Here is a 19116-nt window from a genome sequence, read left to right as displayed (position 1 = left end):
TACAATAATGGACTAAACTAAAAGGACAGTAAGATATGATTCCATTATCATAAAATCATACAGTTACATATTTTCAAGGAGGTAAGACATGGATTACATTTCACCGAAAGAAGCAATGTTAAAGGTGAAACGATGGACTAAAGATACCATAGCGGCGGGGCGTCGTCATACCGTTGGGCTTAAATCGGACGGCACGGTGATGGCTGTGGGTGATAATAAATATGGCCAATGTGATGTAAGCGGCTGGCGCGATATTGTGGCGGTCGCGGCGGGTAATGTTCATATGGCGAAAAACACGGGTAATGTTCTTACAATCGGTCTTAAATCTGACAGCACTATGGCGGCTGTGGGTTGGAATAAGCATGACCAATGCGAGGTATACGACTGGCGCGATATTGCAGCGGTTGCGGCGGGTTGGTGTCATACCATAGGGCTTAAATCAGATGGCACGGTTGTAGCAGTGGGCCGAAATAATGAAGGTGAATGCAATGTAAGCGGCTGGCATGATATTGTCGCGGTCGCGGCGGGTGACTGGCATACCATCGGGCTTAAATCGGACGGAACGGTGACGGCTGTGGGTAATAATCGGTACCGCCAATGCAATGTGAGCGGCTGGTGCGGTATTGTGGCGGTTGGGGCGGGTTATCTTCATACCATCGGGCTTAAATCGGACGGAACGGTGACGGCCGTTGGTTTGAATAAACATGACCAATGCAATGTAAGCGGCTGGCGCAGTATTGTGGCGATAGCGGCGGGTAGTAATCATACCATCGGACTTAAATCGGATGGAACGGTGGCTGCTGCGGGTTGGAATGAGTATGGCCAATGCAATGTTAGTGATTGGCACGATATTGTGGCGATAACGGCGGGTTGTGCCCATACCGTCGGGCTTAAATCGGACGGAACAGTGCTTGCTGTGGGCGATAACGAATATGGCCAATGTGATGTAAGCGGCTGGCGCGGCATTAAACTGCCGGCATTGTGTAAGATATTTTTAATGGACTGAACGGTATTTCCGTTCAGTCTTTTTTTATGATCAAATGGGCTTATCCTATTAATAAACTTTCAGCAACTGATATTAATAAAGAAATTTTTTGAAAAATTAACAAATACCAATTATAATAAAACTATCTATTTTTAAGACCAAGTCCTAATATGTAGTAATAATTTTACAAAACTGGAGATAAAGCATGCCAATCGAGACGAAACAAAGGAAACCAAGTATATCATCCTATTATAAGACACTGAGAATCAAGGACTGTAAAAGCAAGCGCAGCTATTGGAAGCACGTTAGGGGAGTAGATTCAGTCTTGGCCGAGGAACTGGAACCGTTACTTTGCCGTGAGAAGCAGGGGAACTTTTATGATGTAAAGAATGCTTCACTGCCTTTCAGTTTGGCAGTCGAATCATGGACGATGTCTTATCATAAGTCTATCCTGTCTTGGATTAACCAGCAAAAAAAACTGAAGCCTAAGCGAATTTTGGAAATCGGTTGTGATAATGGGGTATTGGCATGCTGGTACGCTACTCGTTTTCCAGATGCGGAGATTATTGGAATTGATCAGTCAGAGAATGGAATCCAGTGTGCCAACGAGTTGGCTAAGCAGCTCGGACTTGCAAATGTGAGCTTTTATAGAATCGAATTTTTGGATTTAAGGGAACGTTTTTTGATGAATTCTATTGATCTTATTATTTCTGTGCGAACCTTTCATGAGATTATGGGGCCTATATTCTTCCCAAAGTATTGGTCCCTGCAAGATTACTTGAAGAAAAATCCCACGTATAGAAACTGGAGATATTTACAAATAGTTGATGATTTGCTAACTGAGGATGGCACCTATCTCTCTTTTGAGCGATTGGAAAATCCCGCAGATCTTGGGAAGTGGGCAAATTCACTGAACCAAGTAAACCTTCATGTCCAATGGGATAAATGCGACATTATCGATTATAATGAGTTTGGAACGGATAAGTGTTCTCCGATAGTTGTGGTGTCAAAAAGCGAGACAGGCTTAGCAACCCAAGAAGGTATAGAGTGCTTTTATACGAAAGATCATTCAATAGTATTAGAGGCCGGGGAATCTTACAGCGGGGCAAAAGCTGAGATTGCCTACCATCGGTTGGGGAAGAAAACATTTCAATCAGGCTATTATCTGGATGTGCCCAACCACTGGCATGTGTTTCGCTTTGAAATTTGGGAGACTAAGAGTTTTCTGCTTGTCTATAGTTATGGGAACATGGGGTATCGTCATTTGGATATTCTTCCTGCCGGGGCATACGAAGATGCCCAATCGCTGATAGAGGAAGTAATGAGGCAGTTTAGTCACTTGGGACCAATGGTTCAGTATAATAATCTAGAAGACAATAAATATATTATGTTAACTGATTAACCGCATTTAAGATTTAAAGTCATCTACTCGGTATGATCCAATCATTTTTGGAGGAGATACCGGGTATTTTTATTAAACGCAAAAAGATAAATCCTTTTCCAACAACAATATTTAAGTTAAATTTATTATTAATAGGAAATACGGTTTGAATTGGAAGGTGTTCGTGTATGAAGGAAACAAAAAAGCTCCAAGAAAAAGATTTGTATAAACCAATTCAGACTTTTTTTGTAAAGGAAGGCTATGAGGTTTACGGAGAAGTAAAAGATTGTGATATGGTTGCAGTTAAAGACGAAGAGTTAGTAATTATCGAATTAAAGCTTACGTTAAGTGTTGATTTACTTATCCAGGCCGCTAAACGTCAACGGTTAACAGATAAAGTTTACATCGCCATTCCAAAACCAAAGCATCGGTTAAATTCTAAACGCTGGGCAGAAAAGTGCCATTTAATTAGAAGGCTGGAGTTGGGATTAATTGTGGTTTCGAGCTCCGGAAAACGGGCAAAAGCTGAAGTCATCCTTCACCCAGCTGCGTTTGACCGGCGTAAAAGTATGGGGCAAAGCAAGTTAAAGCGAGAATCTGTTTTGAAGGAAATCAATGGGCGAAGTGCCGATTTCAATGTTGGTGGAAGCAATCGGACCAAAATCATGACAGCTTATAAAGAAAACTGTATCCAAATTGCTTGTTACCTACAGCAATTTGGTCCCTTATCCCCGAAAAATTTAATCAAAATGGGCACTAGAGACAAAACTTCATCCATTCTCATTCAAAACTATTACGGCTGGTTCGAACGGATCAAGAGAGGGACCTATGTCATAAGTGAGAAGGGCCGTGAAGAAATAAAGGAATATCCTGATCTTTTAAAATATTACTTGGATGATAATTTAAGTGAGGAAAAGTCACTATAGAGAAAGACATAAGACGCACAATCGTTTATTGTGAGCCAGGCAATGTCGAAATTGTTGATCCGTCACGACATTTATTTTACTGTAATAGGACTTTTTGATTAAATGTTGTGAAAAATGTGGATTTTTGGAAGAATAAGCAGGATTTTTGGTTTTTATAAAGGAATATATTAAATACAAATAATAGATAAAAAGTAGTGCAATATTTTTCATCAATTCTATCAAGGTTCGAAAGAAGGTATACGAATGATTGAAAATTTCTTTGCTGACTATAAAAAGTTTATTGTTGTACCGGAAGATGAAAAGCAATTGGTGAATAAAGTATTTGACCCCAAAAATTTTGCAGCCTATTATATCCTGACTCTGTCTATTTTTGATTCGCGTTTATCGACTTGGAGAGATGCAAGTAAATTTGATATTGATATTGAAAAAAGCATTAAAACAGTCCTGACGGATTTCAATCAAAAACAGCATGAGAACTATCATCTTCAATTATTAGAATTAGATAAGTTTAAAAACTATTTCATTCTGGCCTTATCTTCTAAAATAAAATTTAATCCAGGGGAAGAAAAGGACCGAATCTCTTTTATTATTGATCGATTGCTGATGAATCCTTTTTACGTAGCCCAAAACTGGTTCAATCTAATTGGTGAGAAAGGAAGAGTTGAACGTAAACTTTTTTGCTTCTCTTATAAGGAATATTCAGTGGAAGACAAAAGTGATGAAGGGTATGAAAACATCAGTGAACTAGTCCCTAAACACGGAGAGATTAAGCTGATTAAAAACTCACCAAAAAGAGAAAAAATTAGCCTTCCATAAAGGAGGCTTTTATTTTACATCGGAGTATACATGAAAAAACTTAATTATTAAAAATTTTCACCAACATTCTTTCCGAAAATACAAGGTCTAAGGAATATCGCTAACTTCATTGGTAAACATTCATATAGAGACACTCTTTACGAGATGAGGGATATATGATGATCATCATTGAAAATGATTGGCTGCAGGTAGATATGGCAAGGAATGGAGCAGAAGTACGAAAAGTGAAGCATAAGAAAAATGGACTGGACTATATGTGGACAGGGGACAGCGCCTACTGGGGGCGTGTTTCTCCGGTCCTATTTCCGATTGTTGGCCGGTTAAAGGAGGATCACTATCATCTGAATGGTCAAACCTACAAGATGTCACAGCATGGATTTTTGCGTGATGTTGAATTCAATGTGGAAACGCAAACAACAACTACCGTTTCTTTTGTGTTTGAATCAGCTGGACGCTTCGTTGAAATTTATCCTTACGAATTTAAAGCGATTATTCGCTATTTGCTTAAAGAGGACTCCCTTAGTGTTCAATGGGAAATCGCCAATGAAAACCGAGAAGAGATGTTTTTTTCCATAGGTGCCCATCCTGCCTTTAGGCTTCCGCTTGTAGAAAATGAAGTGATAGAGGACTATAGTTTGCACTTTACTCCTGCTGCTAATAAGAATGTGATGGAATATGAGCTTAAGAATTCCCTTTTACATGAGAAAGGAACGGCTAATGATATCTCATCGATGCAGCTAAAAGCTTCTATATTTGCCCATGATGCTCTTGTTTACAGTAATATCAATCAAATTTCCCTGATTTCTAATAGATCTAATCACGGAGTGGAGGTCATGTTCGTGGATTTCCCATTTGTTGGGATTTGGTCGAAATTTAATGAAACGGATGGTACGATGGCGCCGTTTGTTTGCATTGAGCCGTGGTACGGCATTGCCGATACCCATCATACAACCGGGAATTTGAAGGAAAAGTTTGGAATAAATAAGCTTCACACAGGAGAAACCTTCAAGGCTGAGTATAAAATGAAATTCACTTAATGAAAACGTTTTAATACAAAATATTCAAAAAATATTGACAACTATTTGAAAGGGAGGTAAATTATATATAATTAATGTAAATAGTATAAGATTATAAAGTTATAATATTATAAAAAAGGTGACTAAATCATGAAAATTGATAAAAATAATCACGCACCTCTTTATCGACAGGTGGAACAGGTGCTTGAAGAGAAAATCATGTCCAAGCAATGGGATGTAGGCTACCAGCTGCCGACAGAGAATGAATTAGCTGAGCTTTTTGATGTAAGTACGATTACAGTGAAACGAGCAGTAATTGAACTAGTAAATAAAGGATATCTATATAGACAGAGAGGCAAAGGGACTTTTGTTGCTGGCTCCACAAATGAACAAGACATCAACGCCATATTTTCATTAACAACGGATGAAGAGGAACATCCTCATGAATTAATCAGTTTTTCTATTGAAGATTCAGATAATGAGGTGGCCGAAAAGCTGGGTTTGAATCCAAAAACAAAAATCTTTAAGATCAAGCGAGTAAAGATCGATAAACATGAACCAGTAACCCTTGAATATACCTATCTTCCATACGAAATTTGTCCCGGTCTCACACCTGATGATATTAATAATGAACTTATTTACAATATTCTAAGAAAAAAATTTCATGTTTCCTTAGGCAGGGCCAAATTAATTGTGAAACCATATATTGCCGAAGGGGAAAAAGCAGAAAGGCTCCAAATTGCATCCGGTACACCCGTTTTTAAATGGGAGAGGTTAACCTACACGAAACAAGGAGAGATCATTGAGTACTCGAAATTTTATGACCGCCAGGATAAAACCACTTACTACACAGAAATCAATTTTTAAACATAGATAAACGAAAATTTTTTAAACTATAAAGTTATAATATTATATCTTAAAAGATTATAATATTATATTTTTTTAATAGTTAATTTCTGAAAATTGGCAATATTATATTGATATAAAAATGTTGTCCTACGTTGAAAAGGGGGAGTGAAACAGTTATAAATACCCTTCAAGCTCACAAAGCCAAAAAAAATGAAATGAAATGAGGAGGAATTAGGATGAAGAGAAAAACGTTGCTTTTTGGGTTCATTTGTTTATTGCTAGTTGTTGTATCTGCATGTAGTAGTGAAACAGGCAGCACCTCCAAAGAAACTGCGGGAAAAGCTGACAAAACTTTGGTATTGGCGGCATACGGTGGTAGCTATGAGAAAAAAATGAAGGAAACCGTTATCCCTAAATTTGAAAAGGAATTTGGTGTCAAGGTCCAGTATATTACCGGAAGCTCTGTTGATACCGTATCCAAGCTGCAAGCACAAAAGGCTAAACCGCAAATTGATGTAGCCTTCATCGACGACGGCCCTCAAGCACAGGCAAAATCCTTCGGCCTGCTTGCACCATTAGATGAAAAAATTGTTACGAACTTAGCCAATGTCTATGATATTGCCAAGGATAAGGACAATGTCGGTGTTGGTTTTGGGATTATTACCACAGGACTTGCTTTTAATAAAAAGGTTTTCGAGGATAACAAGTGGGACCCCGTCACATCTTGGAATGATTTAGCAGATCCTAAGTACAAAGGAAAACTTGTCTTACCATCCATCTCTAATACTTACGGAGTCCACATGCTTCTTATGGCTGCCAAAGCAAATGGCGGTGATGAAAAAAATATTGAACCTGGATTTGACAAACTAAAAGAGATTGCTAAAAATGCCGTGACCTTTGATAAAACAGCAGATGTATCCAATTACTTTTTGCAGGGACAGACGGTTGCCAGCGCATGGGGAAGCAGCAGGGTATTCACGTTAAAACAGTCAGGATTCCCTATTGAGTTTGTCATTCCGAAAGAAGGCGCACCTGCATTGATGTCGACTGTTAGTGTCGTTAAAAATGCTCCGCATCAAGAACTTGCACAGAAATTTGTTAATTATGTTTTAAGTGAAGGTGTACAAACAGAATTTGCTAATTCCTTGTTTGATGGTCCGGTAAATAAGAACGTGAAACTAAGTGGCGATATTTTAGACAAAATTATTTATGGACAAGATGAAATTTCGAAGCTCGTGAAGGTAGATTGGGAATATGTAAATCAAAAACGATCCGAGTGGACAGAGAGAGCAAACAAAGAAATTGAAGTGGCCCATTAATGAAGGGGTGATATGATGAGCTATTTATGCCTTGAAAATGTAGTGAAGACGTTTAATAAAACAGAAGTCGTCAAAAAGATGAACCTGGAAATCAAGAAGGGTGAGCTTGTTTCCTTTCTTGGTCCTTCAGGATGCGGCAAGACTACGACGCTAAATATGATTGCAGGCTTTTTGGATGTTGATGGAGGAAGTATTGTGGTGGACGGGAAACCTGTTCACCTGCTTCCTCCCAACAAAAGAGAAATGGGCATGGTTTTTCAAAACTATGCTCTTTTTCCCCACATGACCGTGTTTGACAATGTGGCCTATGGACTTAAACTTCGCAAAGTCCCTAAAAGTGAAATCAATCAACGTGTGTTGGAAGCGCTAGAAATGGTCCGATTATCCGGGTATGAAAAACGGTACCCGAAAGAGCTTTCCGGCGGACAGCAACAGCGCGTTTCTTTGGCTAGAGCCTTAGTCATCAAACCAAAAGTGCTGCTCCTTGATGAACCATTAAGTAACCTGGATGCCAAGCTGCGGCAGGAAATGCGTGAAGAAATCGTGGATATTCAAAAAAAGGTGGGCATTACCACCATATTTGTTACCCATGACCAGGAAGAAGCACTGGCTATTTCAGACCGGATCGCGGTTATGTATGAGGGGAGAATTGAGCAGGTTGACACCCCAGTGGCCATTTATAACCACCCTCAAACCGATTTTGTTTCGAGGTTTATTGGAGAAGTGAATCAGATTCAAGGCCATGTGGTAGAAACGTTCAGCGGGAACCAATGCAAGGTCTCTTTTGATGGCTATCACCAGGTCCTATCTTGTCCTGGTACGAAAGATACTTTGATTGACTTTTATCTGAGACCTGAAAAAATCCAAATCTATCAAGAACATAGCGAGGGACTTCGTGTTCGGGTGGAAAGAAAAATGTTTTTAGGTGCAAAAACGCGATATATATTACAACTAAAAGATCAACAGTTTATTGCGGACATTTCCAATACTGTTCTAAACCCCGATCAAATAATTGAAGGGCAGGACGTATTGGCAGTGTGGAATCCAGAGGAACTATTAGCAACTAAAAAGTGAGGTGATTTCGAATGCAGGCTGAACTGGAAATGAATCAGGAACAAGATATTCAATTCAAGCAAATGAAAAAGAAAAAGTCGAAGAAAAGGCTTGATTCGTGGTTATTATTACTTCCAGCGCTCAGTATTTTTCTTTTTTTCTTTCTGCTTCCATTGGTTTTTCTTTTTATCACAAGCTTTAAGAACTTCGATGCAGCCACAGGAATTGGTCATGACTGGACCCTTCAGAACTATGCGAAGTTTATTACCGATCAATTTTATCTCGGAGTCTTATGGAGAACAGTTAAAATCGCCTTAATCACAACATTGGCTGCGGTTGTCATTTCTTATCCAGTAGCCTATCAGATTACGAAAGTTAGAGGAAGAATGAAAAATTATTTAACTCTCCTCGTCTTGTCACCGTTGTTAATTAGCATGGTTATCCGTTGTTATGGCTGGGTCATTTTGTTATCCAATAATGGGGTTGTGAATAACGCCCTGATGAAGTTGGGCTTGATTGATAAGCCGCTTACCTTACTGTATACAGAGTTCAGCGTTGTGATTGGTATGGTTCACGTTTTATTTCCATACATGGTGTTAAGCATTATGGGATCACTTGAAAGAATTGATCCTAGTATCATCAGAGCTTCGCAAAATCTTGGTGCAGGACCTATTCGAACTTTCTTTTCCGTTATTTTGCCGCTGACCTTGCCAGGTATCTTTGCTGGTTCGGTCATGGTTTTCAGCCTAGCAGTGAGTTCCTTTGTTACTCCGGCCATTCTTGGAGGGCCTCAGGTGAAGGTGATGTCGTTCCTTACATATGAACAGGTTTCGACCATTTTGAATTGGCCTTTTGGTTCAGCTATCGGCTTCCTGCTCATCTTTATTGCTACGATTACCATTATTATTTATAGCAAATTACTGACCAAATCTGAAAAAGGAGTGGCCATTCAATGAGAAAGGTATTACCAAAAGCCTGCTTGAATTTCTTTTGTATCCTTGTCTACATTTTTCTGGCTGCCCCAATTGTAGTGGTTCTATTATCATCCCTAACCACAACGGAGTACATCGTCTTTCCTCCCAAAGGGATTACGCTCCGGTGGTATGCAGAGCTGATTAATCATCCAGAGTTTATGCAGTCCTTCACCCTAAGTATCATGGTCGCATTAGGAACTTCGGTTATTTCGACAATCATCGGAACAATGGCTTCGATCGCTGTTGTTCGGTATGAGTTTAGAGGAAAAACAGCCGTTACCCAATTAATTGGGTCTCCCTTATTGATTCCATCTGTCGTATTTGGGGTAGCTTTACTGCAGTTTTTTTCCTGGATTGGCTTGGCAGCAAGTCCCGTTGCGTTAGTGATCGGGCATTTTATCTTGACGATCCCATTTGTGATGAGATTGGTTGTGGCAAGCCTGGTAGGTTTCGACCGGTCGATTGAACTGGCCGCCAAGAATTTGGGGGCTGGAAGACTTAGAGTTTTTTTTCAAATTACTCTCCCTGTCATAAAATCAGGCGTAATTGCAGGGGCTATTTTTGCCTTTATTACCTCATTTGACGATTTAACTGTCGCTTTGTTCATTGTCAGCACTGATGTCGTCACCCTGCCGGTACGTATATATACCTATATGCAATACCAATATGATCCGATCATTACATCGGTATCCAGCATCATGATTTTACTAACCGTTATCTTAATGGTGGTAATTGAAAGAATCCTTGGTGTTGGAAAAGTGTTTTCGTCGAAAAATTAAGAAGAAGGTGTTTGTAATGCATATTCAACATCATCCTATATTAGGCGGGCAGCTTCATAAACCAGTGACAATCTATTTTAATGATCAGCCCTATAAAGCTTATGAACAGCAAACCGTTGCGGCGGCCTTAATGGCTAATGATATTAAAAGGCTGGGGTTAAGTAGAAATTTGGTCCAGCCCAGAGGTCTTTTTTGCACAAGGGGGAGATGCTGCAGCTGCTATATGACGGTAAATGGGGAAGATCATGTCCGAACCTGCATGGTCAAAGTGGAAGAAGGAATGAAAATCTATCTGAATGATGAAGATCCGGACGTAAGGAGGGAGTTCTGTGGAGACTGATATTCTAATAATTGGTGCCGGTCCGGCTGGTCTTGCGGCTGCCTTTGAAATGGCTTCGAAGGGATTAGACGTAACCATTGTAGATGAATCTATAACAATGGGTGGACAATTAAACCAGCAAACGCAAGTGATTCCTTCCTTACCTTCATCGTTTCAGTCGATGCGAGGGTTTGAATTGGCAGCCCATTTAACCAAACAGTTAGAAGAATACGATATTCGTTATTTGCTAGGCCACCGGGTCATTGGTTTTTACAAGGATGGCAGTGTAGGCATTACAGATGAGCAAGACGTATTTGCAGTTAAAGCGAAGAAAATCATTGTGGCTACTGGAGCGGCAGAAAATGCGGTCGCTTTTCCAAAATGGACGCTCCCAGGGGTGATGACCATCGGAGCGGCGCAAACTATGATTAATAGGGATTTTGTTCAGCCAGGCAAGGAGGCAGTAATCGTAGGATCCAGTGATTTTGCCTTGGATGCTGCCCTGCAGCTTTCTGAAGTAGGAGTTCACGTCAAGGGCTTTATCGAAAAGAATGCCGGCATTCTTTCTAGGGATTTAGAAAAAATAGAGCAGGTAAAAAAAATGGGCATTCCCATCTATTTAGATTCTTTTATCAAGGAAGCTAGGGGAATGGGTGCTGTAGAAGAAATTGAAATCGAGATTGGGACACGAGTTTTAACCGAAAAAGTGGATTTGGTTTGTGTTGATGGGGGAAGATCTCCAATCCTTGATATCTTTTACCAGCTGGGTTGTTCCTTTGGATATCAAAAAGAACTCGGAGGCTGGGTTCCACAATACAATCACCAATTTCAAACCGACCGTCAAGATATTTTTTTAGCAGGGAATGCCGCTGGAATTAGTACACAGGGAGTCCTATTAGTAACGGGTATGCTGGCAGGCATTAACGTATGTGAAGCCGTTGGGGCCATAACTAAGACCATTGCAGATGAAGAAAAGGACTTCCTTTGGAAAGAGCTGGAGATTCTTGAAACGAAGTACAACCCAAACATCTGGGAGGCAAGAAACCGGCATATGGAAAACTTCGCTCATCCGGTGATAAAGGAACAATTCCTCTCTTAATTCAAAAAGATAAAGAGACAGAAGGTGAATGAATTGGATAAAAGCACGATAATTTGTCGATGTGAAGAAATTAGTTACGAAGAAATTGAAGAAGTCCTGACCAATGGGGCAACAACTTTTGATGATATTAAACGGTTAACACGGTGCGGCATGGGGCCATGCCAATCAAAAATATGCCATTCTCTCGTCGCTTCCATGATCCACGAAAAAACAAACACCCCTTATTTCCAGATACCGCTGCCTCGAATGAGGATGCCGCTAAGTCCTATTAAACTTGAGACATTAGCTACGAATAGCACTTCCTTTTCATCTGTAAAATCAGTTATGGATGAGGTGGAATTAGAGGATGGGAAGGTGAGATAATTGGATAGAAGTTATGAAACAATCATTATTGGCGGCGGGGTGGTGGGCAGCAGTATTGCCTATCACCTCTCTGAACAAACCAAAGAAGCCGTTCTTGTTCTGGATCAAAAATTCCCATTGTCAGGCACCTCTGGATCCACCCAAGCCTGGGTATGGGTTCACAACAAAACCCCTTCCTGGTATGCTGAATTTAGTATGTATAGCGCCGAGCTTTACTCGTATCTCTCCAAAAAAATCGGCGATGTGGAGTTTAAACGAACAGGGGGTCTTTCACCGTTTTTCAATGAGGCAGACCGTGAAAAGGCTGTACGGCTGGCTGAGGCGTACGAGCAGATTGGGATAAAGATTAAAGTTTTATCTCGGGAAGAGGCACTTGAAAAAGAGCCATTTCTCAATCCAGATGTTGTCGGTGCGACCTATAGTGCCATCGACGGCAATGTGAATCCTTTTCGGTTAGTGGATCGTTATATGAGAGCGGCAAAGAAAAACGGCGTTCAATACTCTACCTATAATAAAGTAACCGAAATTCAAAAGATGCCTGGGAAATTCATTGTGGTGTCAGAAAAGGGGGAGTTCTCCTGTAAAAACCTAATTCTTGCTGGCGGAACATGGTCCAGGGAATTAGGGAAGCTGGTGGATGTCAATATTCCGATCAACCAATTAAGAGGGCAAATTCTTGTGACGGAACCTTTGAAGCCTTTTTTAAATTATACGATTAGTGGATTAAGACAGGCTTTTAACGGTGAGGTGTTAATTGGTTATTCCATGGAACAAGAAGGGTTTAATAGGGCAACCACACTTGATGTGATTCAAGAAACAGCCAATATGGCTGTCCATTATGTCCCTTCCTTGAAAAAAGCGAAGGTGGTTCGAGCTTTTTCAGGGATCCGGGCCATGCCAGAAGATGGGTTTCCGATTCTCGGGAAAATCCCAGGAGTGGAAAATCTTTATGTCGCCGCAACGCATAGTGGCGTAACGCTTTCTCCACTCATTGGAACACTTATGACGGAGTTGATTTTGGAGGGAGAAACCTCGATTCCGATAGACCGTTATTCAATCAGCAGATTTGCAAAATAGATTTATTTAAAAGCATAGGAGGAAAATAGAGTGCCGCATTTATTTATGAGAGGGCTTTCCGTAGAACAGGTTAAAACAGTCAGCCGACCATTAGTAAAGGAATTAGCTGAACTTTGTGATTGTGGAACAGACAATTTTACGTTAGAGGTGGTTAACTCTACCTTTGTCTTTAATAATGACGAGGTACCTGGATTTCCGTTTATTGAAGTTAAATGGTTTGAAAGAGGCCAGGAAGTTCGAGACCAATTTGCGGGGATTGTCACGAAACAAGTCCAATCGCTTGATATTCCAGAGGTAGAAGTTGCCTTTAGTACATTTAAGGAGTCAGCTTATTATTTGAATGGGAAGAGTTTTAACTGAAACTAAAAGGAACCGTTATGTATGGACCGAGCCATGTTGCTGCATGTTCGGTTTTTTTAGTTCCTACTTTTTGAATCAGTTAATATATTTAAGGCACGATAATATTTGTAACGAAGAACAAAAAAAGGGGCAACTGAAATTGAACATTGAAAATACTCAAAAAGTCACATTTCAGCTAGAAAATGACCTTGGGAAGTTAGAAGTAAAAGGTGATATTATAGGGGAAAGCCAAATCCCATTTTTTGATGATTTAAAGTTTAAAGGGGTAATTGCTTTACTTAATTCCATTGATAAACAAAACTTTATCGAATCAGGGAATCATCGACTATTTGATCATTTTATCACGGAAATAGAAGAGACCCTCGATGAAATGAAAAAATATGACCAATTTCAAGGAAAAATTATTTAATGGAAAAAAAGGACTACTATATAAGTGATGAAAAGAGGGAGCCCATTGCAGGTTCCCTTTTCAAGCATTAGTGCATCGAATTCATCGCCGCTTGGTTGACTCATATATGAATTTGGCTGATTTACTCTTCTTCCAAACCATCTATTGGGACGAGACGTTTCTCATCGTGGGTTCCTCTTTGAGTGACCAATGCCATGCCAGTTGTATCTTGAATGCTTTCGATCCATACTGGAATGCCATGATATTTAACGGAAATCTCTTCATCTGCTGCAAAAATCTCTTTCACTCTATTTAGGTTCATTATTTTCACCTCAAAGTTATTTTTCCAAATTTGTTTCAACAATATAAGTAAAATCATATTCCGTATAAGGAACAGTATTTAACACAAAATATGATAAATTTGTGTTAAATGGAGGATTCAAATGTTAAATGAGGACAATAAACCCGAAAATTCTCCGGACCCGAGCGGTATGGAGCAGCCACTACTTTCAACTGGTTCTACTGAAGCAGGTTTTAATTGGAATTCTGACGACAAGGAGCAGGCTCAAAAACCGAGGATTGGTAATACCGTAGTGGGGGAAGAAGGGCAGTAGTGTTGACCTTAAAGTTAATAAAACTATTTACGTATATAAAAAAAGATATTGAAAGGACAACAAATTATCCATGAAAAACCAACGAATTCCAGAGCATAAATTGAACACCACAAACACAGTGGGGCAGGCAATTGAAAATATAACAAGCAATGATTTAACTGCATCAAATTTAACAGAAAAAATTAATAAACAAAATACTAATAAAGCTAAATAAAAATGTATGTTCTAGTATATATTTGAGATTCTCTCTTGAACTTGCCTTTAAAACGTGATGTTAATCACAATAAAGAACTGTAGTTTGCACTATAATCATATTAGAAACTACACTTTATAGGAAAAAGAGGGAATAATTCATGGCTGTAATTTTAGAACAGACAAAAGTGAATGAGTTGGTAGACCGCTTTTACGATAAGTTACTAAAGGATTCCTATTATGTAAACATGTTTAAAGGAAGAAACGTGGATATTGAATTGTTGAAAAATCGGCAAAGAGTATTTATAAACCGGTTAGTTTCTGATGAGTCAGCACAGGAACAAAGTAAGCAGGAATCACAAGTAAGGGAAAGACATCCGTTCAAAATAGGTCCAGAAAGGGCCGAGGTCTGGTTTGGCAAAATGAAAGAGACCATGGATGAAATGGACTTGGATCGTGATGTAAAAGAGCATCTTATTGAAAAGGTAGATATTTTGTTAAAAAAGATATTAAAATAAGCTTTTTGAAAAGATTAAAAAAAATAATCCACCCGCGAGTTAATGACTCAGGTGGATTATTAATAAGTTTTACGTTTATATTTAATGCTTCTAAAACGATCACATGCTCATGAAATGGCTGTAAGCCAGGTTCTGTCCTTCCGTACTTCAATCGGCAGCAAACCTCGTACGAGAAGTGTAGTCATCTATCTATCGGCCAGTGACCGATTCATCCGTTAGGTTCATTTCCCGCAGGATGATGCCCCTACCTAAATTTGGGTTGCTCGCTCGTGGGGTTTACCCGTTCCACCTTTTCCGTTTCCAGAAAAGCATCGTCACTGTGGCACTTTCAGGTTAATCTCAGCATATCCCGGAGGACTTAGCATGATTTCACCGCCGTCAGCCGAAACTATTAATCGACTGCCCACCCTTGCAGATGGCACGAACACTACAGGCATCTCAGCACTGTGCGAGCCTGGACTTTCCTCAGCTCCGTAAAGGAACCGCGACTACTCACCATTTCATGTTGTTTCATTTGGTTCAGAAGCGACAATGAATACTATAACAGGATTAACAAGATAAATCTTTAGTAGTTTAATTCCAGCGTTTCCAATCATGTGGTTGGGAAGTGAAAAAAATGGATGAAAATACGCCTACCCAGATACATAACAAGATAATAAGGTTGCTAAACTCAAACGTAACAGAGTTTAGCTTTTTTCTTTTGGTTCTAACAATTTGATACAGTGCCTTATAAATAATAGAAGATATTTAATATACTGCTTCGAATATTAGATACCAGAATCATAAATGGGATAAACCAGGACTTTTGAACTACCAAAATTTACAGCTATCTTCCAATTTGGATAGATGGTATATTTCTTACATAAGCTCCTAACGGAACTTTGCATGATTTTAATACAGAGAAGTACTCAAGAGGCTGAAGAGGCGCCCCTGCTAAGGGTGTAGGTCGGGAAACCGGCGCGAGGGTTCAAATCCCTTCTTCTCTGCCATTTCAGTTTTACAACAACTTATTTGCGGGTGTGGCGGAATTGGCAGACGCACCAGACTTAGGATCTGGCGCCTTAGGGCGTGGGGGTTCGACTCCCTTCACCCGCACCAATTAATTATTTTTTAGATGTTGTTCTGCTGTAGAAATCGGTCGTTGGAATTCCTAAAGGCAAGATTTTAATAATGGAGAGCTGTCCGAGTGGCCGAAGGAGCACGATTGGAAATCGTGTAGGCGGGTAACCCTGTCTCAAGGGTTCGAATCCCTTGCTCTCCTCCATAAAAATATGACTACCGTACCGGTTAACATTCAATATTATGCGCCCGTAGCTCAATTGGATAGAGCGTTTGACTACGGATCAAAAGGTTATGGGTTCGACTCCTTTCGGGCGCGCCACTAATTAATAATATAATCATGGCGGCTGTGGCGAAGTGGTTAACGCATCGGATTGTGGTTCCGACATTCGTGGGTTCGATTCCCATCAGCCGCCCCATATAATGCGGGTGTAGTTTAGTGGTAAAACCTCAGCCTTCCAAGCTGATGTTGTGAGTTCGATTCTCATCACCCGCTCCATTCACTATTTTTTTATTCCGCAGTAGCTCAGCGGTAGAGACGAGCGAAGCATCTTGAATTGGCTGGGAGTTGTACACGCCAAGCCGCTTCCTGCGTTACTTACTGAGGCGGGGACATGCTTCTAACAAGTTAAGGATTAGGGATTAATATAATTATTCCGCAGTAGCTCAGCGGTAGAGCTATCGGCTGTTAACCGATCGGTCGTAGGTTCGAGTCCTACCTGCGGAGTCATAGTCCAACAAGGACACTAGGAACTTGGTCAGGGCAGGAATGCAGCAGCCATAACTAGTGAAATTGTGTGGACTATTACATAGACAAAAAGAGAAAAGCGCTAAACTCTATCTTTATTTGAGTTTAGCGCTTTTCTTTTGTATAAGAAATTTCCATGTCACACCTTTACCTATGCCCCTTTTTTGAATCAAGAATAAACATAGACGCATCTTGTCCCATGAATATTTTATTTCCTGTATAAAAAGTTTTGAATTGAATATCCCTATACCCTATTTTAGTCATAATGCCGGTTAGCTCTTCTGGATTAAATCCGTTATGAACAATATCTGAAATTATTTTTTCATTTTTATTAAAATCTACGACCAGTAGATGTCCTCCTTCATCAAGAACATCAAATAATCTTGATAAAACTAATTCAACATCATGAATATGGAGAAGAACCTGAGCCATAAAAATATAATCGGCATGTAAATCCGATAGACTTTCCTTTTCAATATCAAAGCATAATGTACCTATATTATGAATATTAAAATTATTTATTTTTTGCTTTATTTGATTAATCATGTTTTGTGACGTATCCAGAAAAAGCATAGAATTAAACTCGTTTAACAAGTTCATTCCGACAAGTCCAGTTCCACACCCAAAATCAATAGCATTCTTACTTTTAGCGTCAACTAAATAATTACGGATGGCATCTGATGAAATCTTTGCAATTTGGATTCTTTCAGGAGTGTCATATTTATTAGCTATCATTTCAAACTTATCAGTATTTCCCATTATTATCTCTCCAATCAGGCTTAATAAACAAACCTATACACTAAAAAAACTTGTCATTATTTAGGATGCGATTCTGCATATCACAATTCAACTAATACACCTTTAAAGCGCCCTATCCATCGTTTTAAACGAGAATGGAGACCATTAACATTTTTAATGTGATACAAGCCCTTAGTAACGTGTTTACAATCGTCTGATTTTATCCAATAATGCCAAACCCTTTTCTTTTGCATAGGTTTTGTATGCCCTCCATGCATCGGTTACAAGCACTTTTTCATTGGACATTTCATTGATTAAACGAACACCAGCAGAGGAGGAAGGTTCATTATAGCGTTTACCCCATTGATAGAACTTGTTCATTTTGGTATGGGGGTAATTTGTCGATATACCTTAACAAGTTACTGAACACTGTGTTCACCTTGATTACCTCAAGAACATTCGTTCTTGCATGATTTTATCAAGAATTTGGCAAGTATCAAAAATAAACAGTTACCTTTAACATAGTCTTTATTTAAAAAGGTAAACTATTATACACTTGGATCTTTAAGCGGTAAATGTGGGAAAAGTGACAAGTATGAAATACCCAGGAACAAAAAACATGATACCAATGAAAATTTACAATGAGGTGATCCTATGTCAACTATAAATAAGGAAGAAGATAATTTTTCTATAATTAATAAAGGGAGTAAAGAATCTTTAGAAATTAGCTCAACAGGATATGGATTAGAATCAGTAACTGAAGAATCTGAAGAAGGTAAACACAACCTTCAACAAAAAAATATTAATCCTACTTGTGGAGGATTATAAATAAATTTAACTAAAGGCCCAAATCGGGCTTTTAGTTTGATAGTGGGAATACTTTCCTGTTGAAAATAAAATTAAAACGAGATATATTATTATTCCTGTCACATTAACGAGTGACCAAAAACATCCAATTTATAACACAATGGTTTGTTTCTCATACTGAGAAATTGGAAAAATGTCTCACTTGTACGATAACCATTCTGGTGGTATGATATAAAAGTCGCTTTTGAAAAAGTATCAAATTTTATTATTCCTTTCAAAATTGGTAATAATTTATAATTGTTATTTTAGTAGAAAGATGATAAAATATATTTCCTGTCGCTCAAATGAGTGCAGAAGATTGTTCTTTGAAAACTAAACAAACAAAAACGTCAACAAACAATAATATTCGTTTCTTTTGGAAACGAGCCAACGTTTTATTTTATGAGCTAATCAACTTTCTTGGAGAGTTTGATCCTGGCTCAGGACGAACGCTGGCGGCGTGCCTAATACATGCAAGTCGAGCGAGACTCTTCGGAGTCTAGCGGCGGACGGGTGAGTAACACGTGGGCAACCTGCCTGTAAGACTGGGATAACACCGGGAAACCGGTGCTAATACCGGATAATCCTTTTCCTCTCATGAGGAAAAGCTGAAAGTCGGTTTCGGCTGACACTTACAGATGGGCCCGCGGCGCATTAGCTAGTTGGTGAGGTAACGGCTCACCAAGGCGACGATGCG

General features: G+C 39.4%; 22 protein-coding genes, 7 tRNA genes, 1 rRNA gene, 2 other RNA genes and 1 pseudogene. 29 read left to right on the top strand and 4 right to left on the bottom strand.

Annotation, left to right across the window (positions count from 1 at the left end):
• Positions 1 to 88: 88 nt before the first annotated feature.
• From PH210_RS08040 to PH210_RS07965, 16 genes are all read left to right on the top strand, one after another.
• A complete protein-coding gene (locus tag PH210_RS08040; RefSeq protein ID WP_289984476.1) occupies positions 89 to 1006 on the top strand; it encodes an RCC1 domain-containing protein in 918 nt (305 codons plus the stop codon).
• Positions 1007 to 1190: 184 nt separating this feature from the next.
• Complete coding sequence (locus PH210_RS08035; RefSeq protein WP_289984474.1) at positions 1191 to 2387, top strand: methyltransferase domain-containing protein; 1197 nt, start codon at positions 1191 to 1193, stop codon at positions 2385 to 2387.
• Positions 2388 to 2554: 167 nt separating this feature from the next.
• Positions 2555 to 3292: a DUF2161 domain-containing phosphodiesterase gene (locus PH210_RS08030; RefSeq protein ID WP_289984472.1), complete on the top strand. Its 738-nt coding sequence runs from the start codon at positions 2555 to 2557 to the stop codon at positions 3290 to 3292.
• Between the two features lie 243 nt (positions 3293 to 3535).
• A complete protein-coding gene (locus tag PH210_RS08025; protein WP_289984471.1) occupies positions 3536 to 4108 on the top strand; it encodes a hypothetical protein in 573 nt (190 codons plus the stop codon).
• A gap of 158 nt (positions 4109 to 4266) precedes the next feature.
• Positions 4267 to 5145, top strand: coding sequence for an aldose 1-epimerase family protein (locus PH210_RS08020; RefSeq protein WP_289984469.1), 879 nt, complete (start codon positions 4267 to 4269; stop codon positions 5143 to 5145).
• Between the two features lie 129 nt (positions 5146 to 5274).
• On the top strand, positions 5275 to 5991 hold the full coding sequence (locus tag PH210_RS08015; protein ID WP_289984467.1) for a GntR family transcriptional regulator: 717 nt from the start codon (positions 5275 to 5277) through the stop codon (positions 5989 to 5991).
• A 218-nt stretch (positions 5992 to 6209) separates the two neighbouring features.
• Positions 6210 to 7292 carry an ABC transporter substrate-binding protein gene (locus PH210_RS08010; protein ID WP_289984465.1) on the top strand — a complete coding sequence of 361 codons (1083 nt, stop codon included), beginning with the start codon at positions 6210 to 6212 and terminating at the stop codon, positions 7290 to 7292.
• A 15-nt stretch (positions 7293 to 7307) separates the two neighbouring features.
• Positions 7308 to 8366: an ABC transporter ATP-binding protein gene (locus PH210_RS08005; RefSeq protein ID WP_289984463.1), complete on the top strand. Its 1059-nt coding sequence runs from the start codon at positions 7308 to 7310 to the stop codon at positions 8364 to 8366.
• Between the two features lie 11 nt (positions 8367 to 8377).
• Entirely contained in the window at positions 8378 to 9301 is a 924-nt protein-coding gene (locus PH210_RS08000) for an ABC transporter permease (protein ID WP_289984460.1), read from the top strand.
• A complete protein-coding gene (locus PH210_RS07995) occupies positions 9298 to 10098 on the top strand; it encodes an ABC transporter permease (protein WP_289984458.1) in 801 nt (266 codons plus the stop codon). The genes PH210_RS08000 and PH210_RS07995 overlap by 4 nt, the downstream gene beginning before the upstream one ends.
• Before the next feature lie 16 nt (positions 10099 to 10114).
• Positions 10115 to 10438: a (2Fe-2S)-binding protein gene (locus tag PH210_RS07990; protein WP_289984456.1), complete on the top strand. Its 324-nt coding sequence runs from the start codon at positions 10115 to 10117 to the stop codon at positions 10436 to 10438.
• Positions 10428 to 11516 carry an NAD(P)/FAD-dependent oxidoreductase gene (locus PH210_RS07985; protein WP_289984455.1) on the top strand — a complete coding sequence of 363 codons (1089 nt, stop codon included), beginning with the start codon at positions 10428 to 10430 and terminating at the stop codon, positions 11514 to 11516. The genes PH210_RS07990 and PH210_RS07985 overlap by 11 nt, the downstream gene beginning before the upstream one ends.
• A gap of 24 nt (positions 11517 to 11540) precedes the next feature.
• Positions 11541 to 11879 (top strand): (2Fe-2S)-binding protein, encoded by a 339-nt coding sequence (locus PH210_RS07980; protein ID WP_483312090.1) that lies wholly within the window; start codon positions 11541 to 11543, stop codon positions 11877 to 11879.
• Positions 11880 to 12956 carry an NAD(P)/FAD-dependent oxidoreductase gene (locus PH210_RS07975; protein ID WP_289984453.1) on the top strand — a complete coding sequence of 359 codons (1077 nt, stop codon included), beginning with the start codon at positions 11880 to 11882 and terminating at the stop codon, positions 12954 to 12956.
• 30 nt (positions 12957 to 12986) lie between these two features.
• Positions 12987 to 13316, top strand: coding sequence for a DUF1904 family protein (locus PH210_RS07970; protein ID WP_289984450.1), 330 nt, complete (start codon positions 12987 to 12989; stop codon positions 13314 to 13316).
• A 139-nt stretch (positions 13317 to 13455) separates the two neighbouring features.
• Positions 13456 to 13725, top strand: a complete 270-nt coding sequence (locus PH210_RS07965; RefSeq protein WP_289984447.1) for a hypothetical protein — start codon at positions 13456 to 13458, stop codon at positions 13723 to 13725.
• Positions 13726 to 13846: 121 nt separating this feature from the next.
• Here the strand turns inward: PH210_RS07965 and PH210_RS07960 are convergent, their stop codons facing one another.
• Positions 13847 to 14026, bottom strand: a complete 180-nt coding sequence (locus PH210_RS07960) for an H-type small acid-soluble spore protein (protein ID WP_223596576.1) — start codon at positions 14024 to 14026, stop codon at positions 13847 to 13849.
• Between the two features lie 121 nt (positions 14027 to 14147).
• On the opposite strand from PH210_RS07960, the gene PH210_RS07955 reads away from it, so the two are divergent.
• From PH210_RS07955 to PH210_RS07945, 3 genes are all read left to right on the top strand, one after another.
• Positions 14148 to 14318 (top strand): hypothetical protein, encoded by a 171-nt coding sequence (locus tag PH210_RS07955; protein ID WP_289984446.1) that lies wholly within the window; start codon positions 14148 to 14150, stop codon positions 14316 to 14318.
• A gap of 70 nt (positions 14319 to 14388) precedes the next feature.
• On the top strand, positions 14389 to 14532 hold the full coding sequence (locus PH210_RS07950) for a hypothetical protein (RefSeq protein WP_289984445.1): 144 nt from the start codon (positions 14389 to 14391) through the stop codon (positions 14530 to 14532).
• 139 nt (positions 14533 to 14671) lie between these two features.
• Entirely contained in the window at positions 14672 to 15028 is a 357-nt protein-coding gene (locus PH210_RS07945; RefSeq protein WP_289984444.1) for a globin domain-containing protein, read from the top strand.
• 116 nt (positions 15029 to 15144) lie between these two features.
• Here the strand turns inward: PH210_RS07945 and rnpB are convergent.
• Positions 15145 to 15528, bottom strand: an RNA gene (rnpB, locus tag PH210_RS07940) — RNase P RNA component class B.
• A 398-nt stretch (positions 15529 to 15926) separates the two neighbouring features.
• Here rnpB and PH210_RS07935 point away from each other — a divergent pair.
• The 8 genes from PH210_RS07935 (at position 15927) to ffs (ending at position 16899) form a co-directional block, all read left to right on the top strand.
• Positions 15927 to 16017 (top strand) — tRNA-Ser (locus PH210_RS07935).
• Between the two features lie 24 nt (positions 16018 to 16041).
• Positions 16042 to 16126: transfer RNA gene (locus tag PH210_RS07930), tRNA-Leu, on the top strand.
• 74 nt (positions 16127 to 16200) lie between these two features.
• Positions 16201 to 16292, top strand: a tRNA-Ser gene (locus tag PH210_RS07925).
• 40 nt (positions 16293 to 16332) lie between these two features.
• Positions 16333 to 16409 (top strand) — tRNA-Arg (locus PH210_RS07920).
• A gap of 21 nt (positions 16410 to 16430) precedes the next feature.
• Positions 16431 to 16506 (top strand) — tRNA-His (locus PH210_RS07915).
• Between the two features lie 6 nt (positions 16507 to 16512).
• Positions 16513 to 16586: transfer RNA gene (locus tag PH210_RS07910), tRNA-Gly, on the top strand.
• A 156-nt stretch (positions 16587 to 16742) separates the two neighbouring features.
• A tRNA-Asn gene (locus tag PH210_RS07905) sits at positions 16743 to 16814 on the top strand.
• Positions 16814 to 16899, top strand: an RNA gene (gene ffs, locus PH210_RS07900) — signal recognition particle sRNA small type. The genes PH210_RS07905 and ffs overlap by 1 nt, the downstream gene beginning before the upstream one ends.
• Positions 16900 to 16982: 83 nt before the next feature.
• Here the strand turns inward: ffs and PH210_RS07895 are convergent.
• Positions 16983 to 17594: a class I SAM-dependent methyltransferase gene (locus PH210_RS07895; RefSeq protein ID WP_289984443.1), complete on the bottom strand. Its 612-nt coding sequence runs from the start codon at positions 17592 to 17594 to the stop codon at positions 16983 to 16985.
• A gap of 95 nt (positions 17595 to 17689) precedes the next feature.
• Positions 17690 to 17870: pseudogene (locus tag PH210_RS07890) on the bottom strand (IS1595 family transposase); the annotation flags it as partial.
• A gap of 357 nt (positions 17871 to 18227) precedes the next feature.
• Here PH210_RS07890 and PH210_RS07885 point away from each other — a divergent pair.
• Both PH210_RS07885 and PH210_RS07880 read left to right on the top strand, forming a co-directional pair.
• On the top strand, positions 18228 to 18401 hold the full coding sequence (locus PH210_RS07885; protein WP_289984442.1) for a hypothetical protein: 174 nt from the start codon (positions 18228 to 18230) through the stop codon (positions 18399 to 18401).
• Between the two features lie 435 nt (positions 18402 to 18836).
• Positions 18837 to 19116: ribosomal RNA gene (locus tag PH210_RS07880) — 16S ribosomal RNA — on the top strand; the annotation flags it as partial.

Source organism: Paenibacillus sp. BSR1-1 (assembly GCF_030403775.1).
Classification (GTDB): domain Bacteria; phylum Bacillota; class Bacilli; order Bacillales; family Cytobacillaceae; genus Neobacillus.
This window is presented reverse-complemented; position numbering and strand designations above follow the sequence as displayed.

What these genes read in the sequence shown, in the direction of transcription:
- PH210_RS08040 (WP_289984476.1), top strand. Translation starts at nt 89, where the DNA reads ATGGATTACATTTCACCGAAAGAAGCAATGTTAAAGGTGAAACGATGG.
- PH210_RS08035 (WP_289984474.1), top strand. Translation starts at nt 1,191, where the DNA reads ATGCCAATCGAGACGAAACAAAGGAAACCAAGTATATCATCCTATTAT.
- PH210_RS08030 (WP_289984472.1), top strand. Translation starts at nt 2,555, where the DNA reads ATGAAGGAAACAAAAAAGCTCCAAGAAAAAGATTTGTATAAACCAATT.
- PH210_RS08025 (WP_289984471.1), top strand. Translation starts at nt 3,536, where the DNA reads ATGATTGAAAATTTCTTTGCTGACTATAAAAAGTTTATTGTTGTACCG.
- PH210_RS08020 (WP_289984469.1), top strand. Translation starts at nt 4,267, where the DNA reads ATGATCATCATTGAAAATGATTGGCTGCAGGTAGATATGGCAAGGAAT.
- PH210_RS08015 (WP_289984467.1), top strand. Translation starts at nt 5,275, where the DNA reads ATGAAAATTGATAAAAATAATCACGCACCTCTTTATCGACAGGTGGAA.
- PH210_RS08010 (WP_289984465.1), top strand. Translation starts at nt 6,210, where the DNA reads ATGAAGAGAAAAACGTTGCTTTTTGGGTTCATTTGTTTATTGCTAGTT.
- PH210_RS08005 (WP_289984463.1), top strand. Translation starts at nt 7,308, where the DNA reads ATGAGCTATTTATGCCTTGAAAATGTAGTGAAGACGTTTAATAAAACA.
- PH210_RS08000 (WP_289984460.1), top strand. Translation starts at nt 8,378, where the DNA reads ATGCAGGCTGAACTGGAAATGAATCAGGAACAAGATATTCAATTCAAG.
- PH210_RS07995 (WP_289984458.1), top strand. Translation starts at nt 9,298, where the DNA reads ATGAGAAAGGTATTACCAAAAGCCTGCTTGAATTTCTTTTGTATCCTT.
- PH210_RS07990 (WP_289984456.1), top strand. Translation starts at nt 10,115, where the DNA reads ATGCATATTCAACATCATCCTATATTAGGCGGGCAGCTTCATAAACCA.
- PH210_RS07960 (WP_223596576.1), bottom strand. Translation starts at nt 14,026, where the DNA reads ATGAACCTAAATAGAGTGAAAGAGATTTTTGCAGCAGATGAAGAGATT.
- PH210_RS07955 (WP_289984446.1), top strand. Translation starts at nt 14,148, where the DNA reads ATGTTAAATGAGGACAATAAACCCGAAAATTCTCCGGACCCGAGCGGT.
- PH210_RS07950 (WP_289984445.1), top strand. Translation starts at nt 14,389, where the DNA reads ATGAAAAACCAACGAATTCCAGAGCATAAATTGAACACCACAAACACA.
- PH210_RS07945 (WP_289984444.1), top strand. Translation starts at nt 14,672, where the DNA reads ATGGCTGTAATTTTAGAACAGACAAAAGTGAATGAGTTGGTAGACCGC.
- PH210_RS07895 (WP_289984443.1), bottom strand. Translation starts at nt 17,594, where the DNA reads ATGGGAAATACTGATAAGTTTGAAATGATAGCTAATAAATATGACACT.
- PH210_RS07885 (WP_289984442.1), top strand. Translation starts at nt 18,228, where the DNA reads ATGTCAACTATAAATAAGGAAGAAGATAATTTTTCTATAATTAATAAA.